The sequence below is a fragment of the Nocardia sp. NPDC004722 genome (genome assembly GCF_053601505.1).
Genome location: NZ_JBSGBY010000004.1, coordinates 1 through 13,614 on the forward strand (window position 1 = coordinate 1; position 13,614 = coordinate 13,614).

At 64.9% G+C, this 13,614-nt stretch carries 16 protein-coding genes; 6 read left to right on the forward strand and 10 right to left on the reverse strand.

Annotated features, from left to right (window positions below; genetic code table 11):
* Positions 1–203: 203 nt before the first annotated feature.
* The gene (locus ACWELQ_RS01410; protein ID WP_452395046.1) at positions 204–3,218 is read left to right on the forward strand and encodes an amino acid adenylation domain-containing protein; all 3,015 of its coding nucleotides are present in this window, start codon (positions 204–206) and stop codon (positions 3,216–3,218) included.
* A 327-nt stretch (positions 3,219–3,545) separates the two neighbouring features.
* On the opposite strand, the gene ACWELQ_RS01415 is transcribed toward ACWELQ_RS01410, so the two are convergent.
* Together ACWELQ_RS01415 and ACWELQ_RS01420 are read right to left on the reverse strand one after the other, a co-directional pair.
* Positions 3,546–4,049: a hypothetical protein gene (locus tag ACWELQ_RS01415; protein WP_452395047.1), complete on the reverse strand. Its 504-nt coding sequence runs from the start codon at positions 4,047–4,049 to the stop codon at positions 3,546–3,548.
* A gap of 3 nt (positions 4,050–4,052) precedes the next feature.
* Positions 4,053–4,394, reverse strand: coding sequence for a PadR family transcriptional regulator (locus tag ACWELQ_RS01420; RefSeq protein WP_452395048.1), 342 nt, complete (start codon positions 4,392–4,394; stop codon positions 4,053–4,055).
* An 84-nt stretch (positions 4,395–4,478) separates the two neighbouring features.
* Between ACWELQ_RS01420 and ACWELQ_RS01425 the strand changes: the two genes are divergently transcribed.
* Positions 4,479–4,730, forward strand: coding sequence for a hypothetical protein (locus tag ACWELQ_RS01425; protein WP_452395049.1), 252 nt, complete (start codon positions 4,479–4,481; stop codon positions 4,728–4,730).
* Positions 4,731–5,415: 685 nt separating this feature from the next.
* Here ACWELQ_RS01425 and ACWELQ_RS01430 read toward each other — a convergent pair.
* Both ACWELQ_RS01430 and ACWELQ_RS01435 read right to left on the reverse strand, forming a co-directional pair.
* Entirely contained in the window at positions 5,416–5,565 is a 150-nt protein-coding gene (locus ACWELQ_RS01430; protein ID WP_452395050.1) for a hypothetical protein, read from the reverse strand.
* A complete protein-coding gene (locus tag ACWELQ_RS01435) occupies positions 5,562–6,167 on the reverse strand; it encodes an ADP-ribosyltransferase (RefSeq protein ID WP_452395051.1) in 606 nt (201 codons plus the stop codon). The genes ACWELQ_RS01430 and ACWELQ_RS01435 overlap by 4 nt, the downstream gene beginning before the upstream one ends.
* A gap of 132 nt (positions 6,168–6,299) precedes the next feature.
* Between ACWELQ_RS01435 and ACWELQ_RS01440 the strand changes: the two genes are divergently transcribed.
* From ACWELQ_RS01440 to ACWELQ_RS01455, 4 genes are read left to right on the forward strand one after another with little or no spacing between them, the layout of a single operon-like run.
* Positions 6,300–6,713, forward strand: coding sequence for a YbaB/EbfC family nucleoid-associated protein (locus tag ACWELQ_RS01440; RefSeq protein ID WP_452395052.1), 414 nt, complete (start codon positions 6,300–6,302; stop codon positions 6,711–6,713).
* 22 nt (positions 6,714–6,735) lie between these two features.
* On the forward strand, positions 6,736–7,104 hold the full coding sequence (locus tag ACWELQ_RS01445; protein ID WP_452395053.1) for a hypothetical protein: 369 nt from the start codon (positions 6,736–6,738) through the stop codon (positions 7,102–7,104).
* 38 nt (positions 7,105–7,142) lie between these two features.
* Positions 7,143–9,659, forward strand: a complete 2,517-nt coding sequence (locus ACWELQ_RS01450; RefSeq protein ID WP_452395054.1) for a TPR repeat region-containing protein — start codon at positions 7,143–7,145, stop codon at positions 9,657–9,659.
* Complete coding sequence (locus ACWELQ_RS01455; protein WP_452395055.1) at positions 9,656–10,150, forward strand: DUF3558 family protein; 495 nt, start codon at positions 9,656–9,658, stop codon at positions 10,148–10,150. Before ACWELQ_RS01450 ends, ACWELQ_RS01455 begins: the two co-directional genes overlap by 4 nt.
* Before the next feature lie 717 nt (positions 10,151–10,867).
* Here ACWELQ_RS01455 and ACWELQ_RS01460 read toward each other — a convergent pair.
* The 6 genes from ACWELQ_RS01460 to ACWELQ_RS01485 all read right to left on the reverse strand — a co-directional run bounded on the left by ACWELQ_RS01460 (position 10,868) and on the right by ACWELQ_RS01485 (position 13,601).
* Complete coding sequence (locus ACWELQ_RS01460) at positions 10,868–11,191, reverse strand: hypothetical protein (protein WP_452395056.1); 324 nt, start codon at positions 11,189–11,191, stop codon at positions 10,868–10,870.
* 77 nt (positions 11,192–11,268) lie between these two features.
* Positions 11,269–11,421, reverse strand: coding sequence for a hypothetical protein (locus ACWELQ_RS01465; RefSeq protein WP_452395057.1), 153 nt, complete (start codon positions 11,419–11,421; stop codon positions 11,269–11,271).
* A gap of 65 nt (positions 11,422–11,486) precedes the next feature.
* The gene (locus tag ACWELQ_RS01470) at positions 11,487–11,897 is read right to left on the reverse strand and encodes a hypothetical protein (protein ID WP_452395058.1); all 411 of its coding nucleotides are present in this window, start codon (positions 11,895–11,897) and stop codon (positions 11,487–11,489) included.
* Positions 11,894–12,124, reverse strand: coding sequence for a hypothetical protein (locus ACWELQ_RS01475; RefSeq protein WP_452395059.1), 231 nt, complete (start codon positions 12,122–12,124; stop codon positions 11,894–11,896). The genes ACWELQ_RS01470 and ACWELQ_RS01475 overlap by 4 nt, the downstream gene beginning before the upstream one ends.
* A 289-nt stretch (positions 12,125–12,413) precedes the next feature.
* Entirely contained in the window at positions 12,414–12,605 is a 192-nt protein-coding gene (locus tag ACWELQ_RS01480) for a hypothetical protein (RefSeq protein WP_452395060.1), read from the reverse strand.
* Between the two features lie 573 nt (positions 12,606–13,178).
* Positions 13,179–13,601 (reverse strand): NUDIX hydrolase, encoded by a 423-nt coding sequence (locus tag ACWELQ_RS01485; RefSeq protein WP_452395061.1) that lies wholly within the window; start codon positions 13,599–13,601, stop codon positions 13,179–13,181.
* Positions 13,602–13,614 lie beyond the last annotated feature (13 nt).

Here is a 13,614-nt window from a genome sequence, read left to right on the forward strand (position 1 = left end):
CGGCAACACCGCCGCGAAGAACACCACCGTCTTCGGATTCGTCACCCCCACCAGAAACCCCTGCCGCACCACCCGCCGCCCCGCGTCCGCGGGCATACGTCCAACTGCTGCAATCGATCCTCGACGCGCCCGACAGCCCTGTCGGAGATCTCGCGCTCTGGTCCCCCGGCATGTACCGGCGCCACCGAGGTCTGGACCGCTGCGTGCCACGAGAACACCTGACCGCCGCGGTGGCACGGCGGGCCGCCGCGCAACCGGATGCCGTCGCCATCGTGTGCGGATCGCAGTCGATCGGTTACCGCGCGTTCCACGACCGTGTCACCCGGCTGGCGCGATGGCTGATCGCCGGGGGCATCGGCCCGGAATCGATCGTCGCGGTGGCCATGCGACGGTCCATCGAACAAGTGGTGGCGATCTACGCCGTCGCCGAGGCCGGGGCGGCCTGGGTGCCCCTCGATCCCGACCATCCCCGCGAACGCAATGTCTACATTCTCGAATCCGCAGCCCCACAACGGATCTTGACCACCTCCGATGGGGCCTTCGACGCCGCCGACACCTACGCGGTCGATACCCTCGACCTGTCCGGCTTCGCGTCCGGGCCGGTGCACGACGAGGAACGCATCACCCCGCTGCGCCCCGCGCACCCCGCCTACGTCATTTTCACCTCCGGATCCACGGGCCGCCCCAAAGGCGTCGTGGTCACCCATGCCGCGATCGTCAACCAAATCGCCTGGATGCGGGCCGAGTACCAGGTCACGCCCGCAGATACCTATCTGCACAAGACAGCCGCGACCTTCGACGTCTCGCTCTGGGGATATTTCCTGCCCTTGGCGGCCGGGGCGCGCCTGGTTCTCGCCGAGCCAGGCCAGGAACGCGATCCCGAGATGATCAGCCGACTGTTGGGTGCCCATCGAGTCACCTTGACCGACTTCGTGCCTACCATGCTGACCGTTCTGGCCCATGCCGCACAGCCCGAGGATCTCAGGTCGCTGCGGGCGGTCTTCGTCATCGGAGAGGCCTTGGCTCCGGAAACCGTTCACGCGTTCGCCGGTCTGTCTCCCGCTCCTGTGCACAACGTCTACGGCCCTACCGAGGCCGCGGTCAGCATCACCGCACACCCGGTTCAGGACGCCGATCTGCGGGCGGCAAGCGTGCCCATCGGTACACCGGTCTGGAACTCGCAGTGTCAGGTACTGGACGCGCGGCTGCATCCCGCACCGGTCGGTGTCGCCGGAGAGCTGATGCTCGCCGGCGACCAGCTCGCCCGCGGTTACCACCACGCGCCCGGACTCACCGCCGCCCGCTTCGTCGCCGATCCCCACGGAGCGCCCGGCACACGCATGTACCGCAGCGGCGACCTGGTCAGTGTGCGACCCGACGGCGCACTCGACTACCTGGGCCGCACCGACTTCCAGATCAAACTGCGCGGCCACCGCATCGAACTCGGCGAAATCGAATCCGCCCTGATGGACCAACCCGGTGTCACTCAAGCGGTCGCACTGGTTCGGCACATAGCCGGCGAGCAGGCCCTGATCGGTTACACAGTCCCGGCACCGGAGGCGCTTCTCGATCCGAAAGCCCTGCGGCACAGTCTTTCCGAACTGCTTCCCGCGTATATGGTGCCCGCGACCGTAGTGGTCGTCGACCATATGCCTCTCAATGCCAGCGGGAAGCTCGACCGCAACGCCCTTCCCGATCCCGTGTTCGTCCGCGACGACATCCTTGCACCACGCACACCGCTCGAGTCCGCGGTCGCACAGGTGTTTCGTGAGGTGCTCGACCTCGCCAGCATCGGGATCCACGACGACTTCTTCGAGCTCGGCGGCTCCTCACTGCTGGTATTCACGGTGCACCAACAGCTTTCCCAGCTGCTGGGCCGCGACGTGCCGATGTCGGCGATCCTGGCCGCGCCCACGGTCGCCAGACTGGCGGCCCACCTCGAAGGCACGCCGAGCCCGGCCGCTGAGCACGCCCCCGCCACCGATGCCATCTTGGAGCCCGCGATCACCGCGGTCGGGCAAGCACCGGCACACGGCGGCTCCCCTCGAGACATCCTCCTCACCGGCGCGACCGGGTTCCTCGGCGTGCATCTGCTACAGGAAGTTCTGGCCCATACCTCCGCGCACGTATGGTGCCTGGTCCGCTCGACCACCCCGCAGACGGGCCTGGCTCGAATCATCGAGACGACGACACGATTCGGGCTACCCGTCGACAGGATCGCTGAACGGGTCAGCGTGGTGTGCGGCGATATGTCGAAACCGGGTCTGGGACTGAGTCGCCCGGATTTCGACCTGCTCGCCGTGCGCGTCGACGCGATCATCCACAACGGTGCGCGCGTCAATCACCTAGAGCCGTATGAGCGGCTGCGAGCCACCAACGTCGAAGCCACCCGCGCGATCCTGCGACTGGCGACCACCGGCCGGATCAAATCCGTCCACTACATCTCCACCCTCGGCGCCGTGGTACCCGCGGACTCAGCCCCGGAATCGATCACCGAGAACGACCGGCTGCGCCCAGACCAAGTCCAGGACAACGGCTACCTCACCTCGAAATGGGTTGCCGAGGAACTCGTCCGCCAGGCCGGACAACGCGCGGTACCGGTCACCATCTACCGACCCGGCACCATCTGTGCCGACACGACCCTCGCCGTCAACAACCCCGACGACGCATTCTGGAACATGATTCGCGCCGCCGCGATCCTCGGCGCAGCACCCGATATCGGCGATGCGACCGTGTCGTTGGTCCCCGTCGACTACGTGGCGCGTGCCATCATCACGATCGCGCTCCAGTCGCCCCGCCACACCGCCTATCACCTGATCAACCACTCCCCCATCGCTATACACGACATACTCGACTGCATGAGCCGCCGCCAGCGACCGGTCGCCATCGCGCCGATCGATATCATCTGGCAGAAACTGCAGCGCGAATCCGCCTCGCGCAGCATGGCCGGTGACGATTCACTGACTCGCGCGGTCCTGCTGGCACCGACGTTCACCGGGATCGACCGATCCTCCCGATACAGCGACGCGAATACGCAAGAATCCCTGTGCGACAGCGCTGTCCGCTGCCCCGTCATCGACGGTTTGGTCCTCGACCGCTACATCGAGCACTTCCTCACCACCGGCTTCCTGCCCGAGGTGAGTCGGCCCGACTCGAAATCGTGGGCAGCAGAGGGGGACTCGGTGGAGACCGGTCGGCCCCGCGCCTACGCGCCCTGAACGACCGGGCGTGGCACCAGGTGCAGAAAGATCGAAAGGTCCTCGAGCAAGGCGGTCGCGGGACCGGAGTTCTCCGCGCTGACACCCTCGCCCGTCACTCGTGCTCGGTCCGTCACTGCCCGTTCACATCTCGCCGTGAGCACGGCTGGGCGCTATCAGCGTCGGACGATCCTGATCGGTAGTTCGCCCCTTATCTCCACCGCCATGCGGTAGGGGTTCCAGGAGTAACGGCCGAGAATCCAACGAAGTTCGGGACGTGCCCTGGTAGAGGTTGATTCGCTAGTCCTGGGTGTGGGGTGGTTGATGCTTGGCTTGGCTGCCCGTTCATTAACGACGGTCCGCCGGAACGGATTCGAACTCGAAGTCTGAAGCATCGCCCAGCGCGCGCACCTGCAACCAGAGCAGCGGAGCAAAAGCCCGGCCGCTCCGCAACGTCCGCCACGCAAAGATGGCAAGGAGGAACATCCCGCTGGCGATCACCGCGGCAGGCAGGTTCCCCACGCCCGCTGAAGCGACCATCATGCTCATGAAACTTGCGGAAATCGCCAGCGCATTAACCCAATTCGAGGAACTCGACTTCGCTTTCCAGCCCTGCCGGACCGTGGAACAGTGCGCCGCGAAGGCAATGACGGGCACCCACCGCAGGATGTCGATCGCAAACCGTAGAGCAGGCAGCTCTTCCGCGATCATCTCTTCGAGCGTGCCCTGCCACTCCAGGCGATACCGCGCGCGGTGGTCAGCTGGCAGCAGAATTGTGGCCAGCCAGATCAGCGCCGTCGCGAGCGGCGCGGCGGCCTGGGCCCGGCGGGCGGGCCTGTTCGGGCTTGTCATGGCTCATACCCCCCACACCATGCCAGGGTCGGGCTGCCAATCACCTTGACGTGCACCGAGCTTGTTTTGTGCCTCCATGATGGCGGTACGTGCGTTGGCTGCCCCGCCATCGGTCAGTCGGTAGAGGCGACGACGGCGGCGACCTTCGACGGATTCGTCGATGTCCTCCCACTCGCTGGCGATCCAGTCCGCGGCCTCGAGGCGAGCGAGGATGGGATAGATGCTGCCAGTGGGCAATCCACAACGCTGGGAGATCCGCAACCCGTAGTTCTCACGCTCGGGTTGCACGAGCAGGACACGTAGCACCTCGAGTGTTTGGAGAGTCGTACGCACCTTGCCAACCATAGAAGCCATTCTATACTGGCTATCATGCAACTCTACATAGCTATGAACAGCAGTTATGCAAGTCTTGCGAGATCGAATGTCGTCGTGGCCGACGGAGTGCGCGCCGGAACGGCCACCTTCTGGCTCGCTGTAGGGCTGCTGCTCGCCGTCGCCGCCCTCTGCGGGATGATCGCCGCGTTCGTCTCATGGCGCGGCGGCGCCAACCCGTTCAACGCCGCCCTCACCGGATTCAAAGCCTTCGGTGGCACGACCGGCCTGGCGCTCACCTTCTTCGCGCTCATCGTCGCTCTCGGCTCCCACCCTGCCTCCACTACCCTGCCCGGCTTGCACCAATAACCCCAGCGACCAGCTATCACCGCAGGCCGAACCGAGATCCGTCTGCGCCCGGCGGCAACTACGCTATATCCGTTGGATTTTCGGCGGCTACTACCGGGACCCCCTCTGGCCGGCGGGGGCCGTAGGCACCGGCTGCATCCCCTACTGCCACGGCCTCATGGACAGCGTGGCCGCGCTTCAGCGCTGCTCTACAGCGGTCGCTCGCGCCGGGGCTGCTTGCTCGCGCTCTTCCCTTCGCGACCGCCGCGACCGCGATCGCCGCTGTGCTCTACAGCGGATCTCGCCGGTGCGAATCTCCGCCGGGTTCGGGCTTGAACGGTTGGAGTGCAGAAAAGACGAGTCCCCAGTCGCGGTGCGACCAGGGTCTGTGAGGGCACGGGTACGCCCAAATGTAACAATCCAGCCCCCGATGCCCAGCGCAGACAACGCATAGTGCTGTCGATAAGTGCAGTTCAGCGGTCATGTGCGCGAGAACACGCGTTTCGTAACTCTCTGTCGGTGTCCGACCCACCCCGGCTTGCCATGCCTTCGGGATTCGCTGATGTGCTGTCTCTAAAACGATCGCTCACGAGACACCCTCTGGGTCTTGATGATCGCCCGAAGAGCACCGCTCGTCAGGGGTTGCTCGATCACTATGAGATTCGCGCCCACCGCCTCCGACGCGATGCGCCGAGGCGCTCGCCGGCTATTGGTTGCGTTTCCCGGCTTCGACAGTCGCTTTGCGCGGCAGCTTGCGGCCCAGGACCTTCTCGGCCTGGCGCAGACGGGCTTCGCGCTGCTCGGGGGTCAGATTCCGGCGGACGGGGTGCAGTTGGTCCTGCGTCAATGCGCTCACCGCTCATCCTCCTGTTCCACGACTGCCCTGATCCGCCACATGTTACGCGCCTGATCGAACTCGACGCCAACGACGATGTAGCTGCGCGCGTCGATGAGCAGTACTTCCTGTTCGAGTGGATACTCGGCGAGTTCACCCAGCCGCAGGGCAGGGGTGCCTTCCGGGACGATCAGGTCGAGGATGACGGGCCTGGCCGGGCGCCGCGACGGCGGTGGGTCGGCAGCGCCGCTGGTGGACATGAACGCGAACTCGTCGAATACCTCCCCGAGTAGATCTTCTGCGGAAGCCGCGTCCGTCAGCCCGTAGAGGGCGGCGTCGGTGAGACGGCTGACGCGGACCATGGTCGGCAGCGGGTACTTGCTCAATCCTGCCCGGATGATGTCGATTCGGCGCTGCACCGCAGGTGTCATGGGGCTCAGCCCGCGCATGGGCGGATTGACCAGCTCGAAACCACTGACCGCGTACACATGGATTTCGGTGCGCTCCTGCGCGGTCAGACGCTCGAGCCCCTGTCCGGCGAGTGCGATGCGCGCCAGCGGGATCTCGTCAAAACCGTAGATATCGTCCTCGTCCACACCGGGATTGTTCCGCATCGCCTCCATACCGGTCCTCCCCCCGACCTAGGTCGGCACTCGGAAACCGCCGTGCTGGGGACTGGCCGGTTGCCGGTGTCCGTGGCAGGGTCGGGGCACCGATAACGTTGTGAACGTGTCCATTCGGCATGGAGGGATTGGGTGAGCTCACCGCAATCAGGTTCGTTCGGATACACCGACTCGCTGGCCACGAAGATGGACCGGCTGTCTGACGCGTTGTGCAACGGTCGCGCCGCCATCCGCGAAAACGGTGTCTACGTCGACGTTTACGCCAACGGACAAGTTCGTGCCGTCGTCATCGACGAAGACGTGGTCGTGGACAACGCCCGTCTCGGCAAGGTGATCACGGAGATGATCAATCGGGCGCGTGAGCAAGCCCAGCAGCAGGTCGAACAGCTCGTGCGTGAGGTCCACAGCGACCCGCGGGTCGTCGGCGTCGTCGAGCAGATCGGCGATGCTCCCCAGCGTGGTTTGCCGCCCACGCAGCCAGCGGCGGAATCCTGGGACGAAGGGGACAATCCTTGGCGTCCCAAGTCTCGGATCGCAGCAGACTGATTGCGCGTCACATCCTGCGACGGTGGCCCTGCAGTACTGTTCCATGCAGTATCTCGATCAACACTGGCCCAAGGGGGGATCAGCGGTGACCAACCCAGATATCTACGTGGACCCCGACCGCACTCGCACATTGATCACGACTGTCAGGACTTCCGCAGACACGTTGGCGACTGTCCGCGCGGACGAGCAGGTTCTCTCGATCGCGGGCAAAGTGCCGGGGACCGGTGTCGAGGCGGCGTGCGTCGCGGGTTCGCAGGATGCCACCACCGCGTTGGGTGCGACGACCGAGAAGATTCGGGTGCTCGCGGTCAGCACTGATACCGGTCTGACGGCGCTCGAGACCCAGGACCGGCTCAACGGGACCCATATCACGCAAGCCGGTTTCAGGTGAGCTGGTCGGACCCGATGCCGCGGCCGACCGTGACACAGGTGGCCAAGTGGCAGCTCGGTGTGTTGGGGGGTCAGGGCACCTATTGGACTCAGCAGGCGGGCAAGCTCAAAACTGAACTCGACGCGGTGAACAACAACGTCGGCAACTCGGCGGAGTTCATCGTCGGCAAGTTCGGTAACGCGCTGCGCGATAAGACGGTGACGGTGCGCGACGAGGGCTACAAGGTCGTCGGGGCGCTGGAAGCCGCGGGCACCGCCGTGTCGAGTGGCATGCAGCCGATGGATTCCGCGCAACGCGGTGTGGTCTACCAGAAGAAGGAGATCGAGGACGAAGGGTTCCTCGTCGGCGAAGAAGGCGACGTGGTCCTGTCGCTGTCGCAGCTGGCACATGCACTATCGGACAAGGCCAACGGGACGATCAAACTCGCCGCGCTGCAGGCCACCGCGAAGCGCTACTCCGAGCAGATGCGTGCCGCGCTGTTCGTCGCAGCTCAAACAGCACAGGACCTCGCCGACGCCATCACGAAAGCCTTCGGGGAGTTGCCCAACAGCGTCGATGGCGCCCGGCCGGTAGCGGTCACCGCGGCGTCCGGTGACGAGCTGGGCAAGAAGATCAAAGACTCCGACCAGATCCCCGATGATGTGATGGCGCAGGTCGATCAGGTCCTCGACGAAACCCAGCTCTCCGACGACGACAAGGCGAAGCTGAAGGTCGGCCAGACGGTGGTCGTTCCGGCCTCCAACCTGGAATTCACCCAGAAACTTCTCGATAGTGCGGGGCCGGAAGGGTTCGAGAAGCTCAGTGAGCAACTGCGTGCGCAGGGACCCGACGGGGAGAAACGCGCGCAGGAGCTGGCTCAGTCGTTCATGCTGCTGTCGAATCAGAACGTCAAGGGTGTGGAGGCGGGCGGCAAACAGATCGACGGCGGTTACGAGCAGCTGCCGCAGTCCTACCGCGACATCATCTCCAACCGGGTCGTCGAACAGCCTGGTTCCCAACCCGGCATGCCCGGCTACGTGTGGGACGGCAACTCATCCAAGTACGAAAACCCCAAGGGCGTCAGCGAGTTTCAGGCCGGTCGCGACCACTACAAGAATTTGGCGCGCCTATCGAGCGCGCTCGACCTGGCTGATCCCGACTACACCCCCGGCACCAAACTCAGCACCGAGCTCTACCGGCAAGGCGCGTTCTTGTCGGAGATCCAGACCGACGGACGCACCGCCGCCCTTCCGCAGGACGCGACGTCGCTCAACGACACGATCGGTCACGTCATCGATATCGGCTCCCGCAACACCGATGCCACGTCGATCATCCTCACCGGCGAAGGCACCCCGGATCAGCTGGGGTCGGGCTATCACCGCGATCCCGCGGTCGTGTCGCTGCTGGAACACGACTGGCCCGGCGGTATCGAGAAGTCACCGATGAAGAACGTGCTCGACTGGATGTCACAAGACGCTCACGTCGAGCTGTCGCCCGGTGACGAGGGCTACCAGCACCAACTCGACGAAGCCACCAAGGCCGGTAAGTCCGCGCACGCCCTGGCCGACATCATCTCCACCACCAAATCCCCGGAAGGGCTCAACAACTTCGACTCGTTGTTCAACCACAAGAGCCAGGCCCTGCCGTACGTGGCCGCAGCACTGTCACCGTATGTCGGCGACATGGTCGATGTTCCCGAAAGCATCACCGGCACACACGGATTCGGCGACCTCAACCCGGTCCAAGCCACTCGCGTGTTCACGCTGATGGATGACGATCCGCTGGCCGGGAAGATCCTCAACGGTGCCGCTATCGCTCAGTCCTACCAGTACGACAAGGCTTTCGTGCTCGCCGGAGGCAGCGGTGACGATGGGGATGCCAGCAAGTACGCGCTGTACTCGGGACGACTGCAAGGACTCGTCGAAGGCGGCATCGCCGGCAACAACGGCCTGCACAACTACGACGCCGCAGCCGCCGCCAGCCACAGCAAAGACACCCTGGGTGCAGGGTTCATGTCCGCCAAGGAATTCCTCAACGCCAGCCTCAAAGCACCGCTCAAACTACTGCCCGGCGGCGACACCATCATCACGCCGATCGTCAGCTCCGTCGAGGCCTACCTCAAAGACCCCACCGTCGCCCTGCTCAACGACAAACCCGGATTGTCCTACCCCACACTGGGAATCGAGACACCCGCAGGCCAGCACATCGACTCCGCGCAAGTCCAAGTTCCCGAGCGGGCACTGGCCGCGCAACGCTACGTCATGCTCCAGGCGATGGTCGACTCCGGCAAAATCGACGCCCACAACCTGCCGCACGAACTCGTCGACAACAACGGCCTCAAACCCTTCAGCCAGATCGGCGACGCAGACAGCACCAAAATCCCCACAACCCTGCAAAAGTACGGTGTCACCGGCCTGGATCAATACATCATCGATTCTCAGAGAGCTCATCAGACCGTCGACGCCGTCGTCTTCGGCGGCAAAGTCGTCGAACCCGGCAGCCAGATCTACGTCGATGTCCTACGGGCCGGAGCGGCACCGACCAACGTCAACAGCTGGGACGGAGTAGCCCGATGAGCAACCAGTTCCTACGGACGGCGGGGAACCTGATCGCGGCAACGGCGACCGCGTTCGTGATCAGCGCATGCGGTAGCCATGCCACCAACGCCGATGCGCCAGCGTGGGATCCCTGCACGGCTTTCCCTGATTCCGCGCTGCAGGACCTCGGCCTGAACTACAAGGCCAAGACCGAATTCCACGGCCAAAGCTGCGGGTGGGCGAAACTCGGATCCGGCTACAACGTCGACGTGCACTACCGGACCAACAGCAACTTCAGCGACTGGACCGAACCCGAGGACCCGACCGACGTCACAATCGGCAGCTACACCGGGCACATCTACCACGTCAAGAACAACAGCCACCCGTTCATGTGCGCACTCCAACTCGCCACCAAGAACGCCAACGTCGTGTTCACAGTCACCAACACCAACTACCAGGACGAGGACCCCTGTGCCTTCGCTACCCGCGTGGCGACCGGGCTGGCGAAGTATCTGCCGCCCGAAAAATAGAGAGATCGTCACAGAGGACTTCACCTGGCCATGGAACTCGTCAAGTCTCTCGGACCGGGGCGCGACAGCCTTCCGCTCGAAGCCTTAACGGCACCGACATTCACCGCGCGGGCCCAGTAGCTGCCTACAGGCCAGCACCACCCGTGTTGTTGTGAGCTTCGCTGCGAAAGCTGGTGAGCCGCCCTGACTCTGTTCGACGCCACTTGGGACCCAAACCTCGCAGGGGTGGCAGCGGAAAACTCGTAGCCCACATGATGTATCGCATGTACGCCACCTCGAGCTGACACCGGATGTCGTCCGGATCCACGCCACGCGACTTCTCTTTGGCCCTGCATCGATCTGACACGGCCAGGGCCGCTGTGGTTCGGAAAAACGTTGCTATTGCGGGGCTGTTCCCGGACCGGCGGGGTGGCAAGGTTTTTCGGGGGTCCCGCCGGCCGTCGGGCGTTCTCGAACTCGGCCGCTTCCATGGCTGGGAGAAGCGCCGATCAGGAGCCGCAAGGGCGGGCGACTCCCGGGGTTCCAAAGCGTGAGTGCCGCTCGATAGCTCACGCGCGGCCACAGCGATGCGGTTGCTGAGCAAGCCTCGAAACCCATCCGCGACCATACGAGCGGAACCCCGTGTCGGGTAGCGACTTCCAGGCAGTAGGCACGCCAGGTCGGTCACGCTGCACACCACGTCACAATATGTTGTCTGCCCGTTAACTCCAGCCCTGGTCACGATGGCGGCACGTCCGGTGGGCACTCGCAGGCACCGTCACGCCACCATCCACACCACGGGCACGCGACCGGCAGCGCGAGAAACTCCCCCGACTCCGGCCACTGATTGGGCGCCCGGCCCGGAGTGTGCACGATCGGCGACTCGGCGGCGTCGACGAAGATGATCCGGTCGGTGTCGCCACGCGCGGCCGCCGCGGTGGCCAGTTGTGGGATCGCGGTGATCGGGGTCGCGATCGCGTTGGGCAGCGTGCGGGCACCGGCCGGGGCCGTCGCGATGACGATGTCCTCCGGCTCGCCGACGTCGCCGAGCCCTGCGACCACACACTCAGCATGGCATGCCGACGTTATGGCAGGTCAGAGAAGCAACATGTACGCGGCTGCGCCGGCGACTTCTCGTTTCACTCCAGATCCGGGGCCGCCGCCAGGCGCTCGATCTGTGCCAGGAACGGGTAGCGGCCGGGCGAATCCTCGACGGTCTGCACCATGGCATTGCGCTCACCGACCAGATCGAGGACTTCGAACACCGACTCACCCGACTCGACCAGCAACACACGATCACCTACCGAAACCGTGCCGACCAGTCTAATCGGTCATATGTTCGATAATCGGTAGCAGGTCAGGGCAATTCGTCGGTGGTGACGCGCGGGTCGAGGCTCTGCAGCACCGGCCCACGATCAGTGACCACGGGATAGTCACGCCCGACACCGGCGACGACGACGTGGGCGGCAGAAAGGCCATCAGGCACATGCGGAGCGGCGGCGAGAACGGCCCCGACCTGGGACCAGGCCGCGGTCCGGTCAAGGTCGATCACCACGGTGGTCGGCAGGTCCAGCAGCACCTCGAGCACCGCCAACCGGTCAGCCGGGACCTGGGCGCGGGCCTCGGCCAACGCGGTGGTGGGCACAATCAGGGTGTCGCTCATGTCGACGACGGCGAAGGCAATCGCGAGAGCATAAGGGCCTTGGTGGGCGAACTCGATCAGGGCGGCGCGGTCGAAAACCACACCACTGGGGAGCTTTTCGCTCATGCCGCGCCGGCATGCGCCCCTTCGGGCGCCTCCGGATCATGTCCCAGCACTCGGTAGGCGCGCTTAAGCAGCGCCGGATCCACCTTGCCGCCCGCGAGTTCGGTGATGCGGGCAAGGGCCTGCTCCCGGTCAGCCGTGCTCTGCTGCGGGGCGGCTGTGGTCAGCGCCGTCTTCAGTTGCGCGGCCACTTCTTCCGACAGCCGCACCTGGATCTCCCGGTCGGTCATGGTCACCAGCGTATCGCCCGCCACCACCCCGCGAAACCCACACCATGTGTCTCTGGGCTCGCCGCGCGCGACTTCGGGCCTGATTCGAGTGTCCGCACTGTGTCAACTCTTCTCGGATGACGAGCAGTTTCGGGCGCTTGTCGCCGTCGGCGCTGAACTGTTGGCCGGTATCGGCGCGGACCACGGTCGCCCGGTTTTGACGAGCTCGCGGATTCCGCTGTCGGGCAGGCACTGGCGGCTGGGCCATGGACACGATGTCGTCATCACGCGGATCGCTTACGCTGTCCGCCTAGTGCGGATACATCGCGTAGACCTCGGGCTCTCCAACCAGAGCGCCGGGGTTCGCTGCGTACCACTCGGCGCACGCTTTCTCTACGGCCGCGCGCAGTGAATCCCACACGTCATCCGGGGTCTTTCCCTCTGGCACGTCATCGGGGTGGATGGTGGCCGAGAAGGTTCCTTCGTATCGGGTCATGCTCATCGTTCAGTCCTCCCGCGGGAACGGCACAGTGGCCTCGTCGATCCGTTCGTACAGCCCGGCCCGGGTCTCGCCGCCGCACAGGCAACAGCGCTCCACCTTGCCGTCGTGGCCGTCGGCGGTTTGCCTCTCAGGACGATCTCTGTTCCAGCAAGGCGCGCATATCGGCTGACTAGTCCAGCTCATACCCCCGATCCTCCCTGCCCGTGCATCATCCGCGCGAACTTTGGTGCCTCGCCGAGCATGTCACACGGTGCTCGGCGTTGTCCGGGCGCAGGTCCATCGGTATCGCAATCTGCGTAGTGCCGTACCGCATGCCGGTCGTCAGCATCCGCACCTGGGCCCGACGCCGAGCGCGTCCAACAACCGTCTCAATGCTCGGACCCGAGCCTCGGTATGCGCAGCGCGTCCGGTTCCGGAGCGAGAATCCAGTGCGGTCGGTCATGCCGCTGAGGTTCGCACTCCCATGTCGCACTTAGCCCGCATCGCCCATATGTTCGGCATCGGTCGGCGACACACGCTCCCGGACTTCGGAACCCATGCGCCCAGTCAGGCCCGGCCGAACACTTCTAGTTTTCATGCCGGGTCCGAGAGGCGGCGTTGTTCGAAGAAGTCGGCGAGCAGGTCGTTTTCCTCGAAGCCCAGCACCATCTCGGCGATGTCGGCTTCGCTGAACCAGGCCAAGTCCTGGCCCTCGGTCTGTTCGATCACGTCCAGATCGAGATCCAGGACTGTGGTGAAGGTGTGCTCCAACATTCCCCAGGGCCGCATCCGCGAGCACACCGGCGTGATCGCGTCCGAATCCAGGCGCACGCCGAGTTCCTCGTCGATCTCGCGGATCAGGCATTGCAGCGGGGTCTCCCCCGCCTCGACATGCCCGCCCAGCAACGCCCACATGTTCGGGAACGGAATCTCGGGTTTGTCGTCGCGCAGAAACAGCAGGACCTGGCCGAAACTGTTGCGCAGGATGACGTTCGCGCCTTCGATACCAGCGGCCACGCGCAGGCACTCC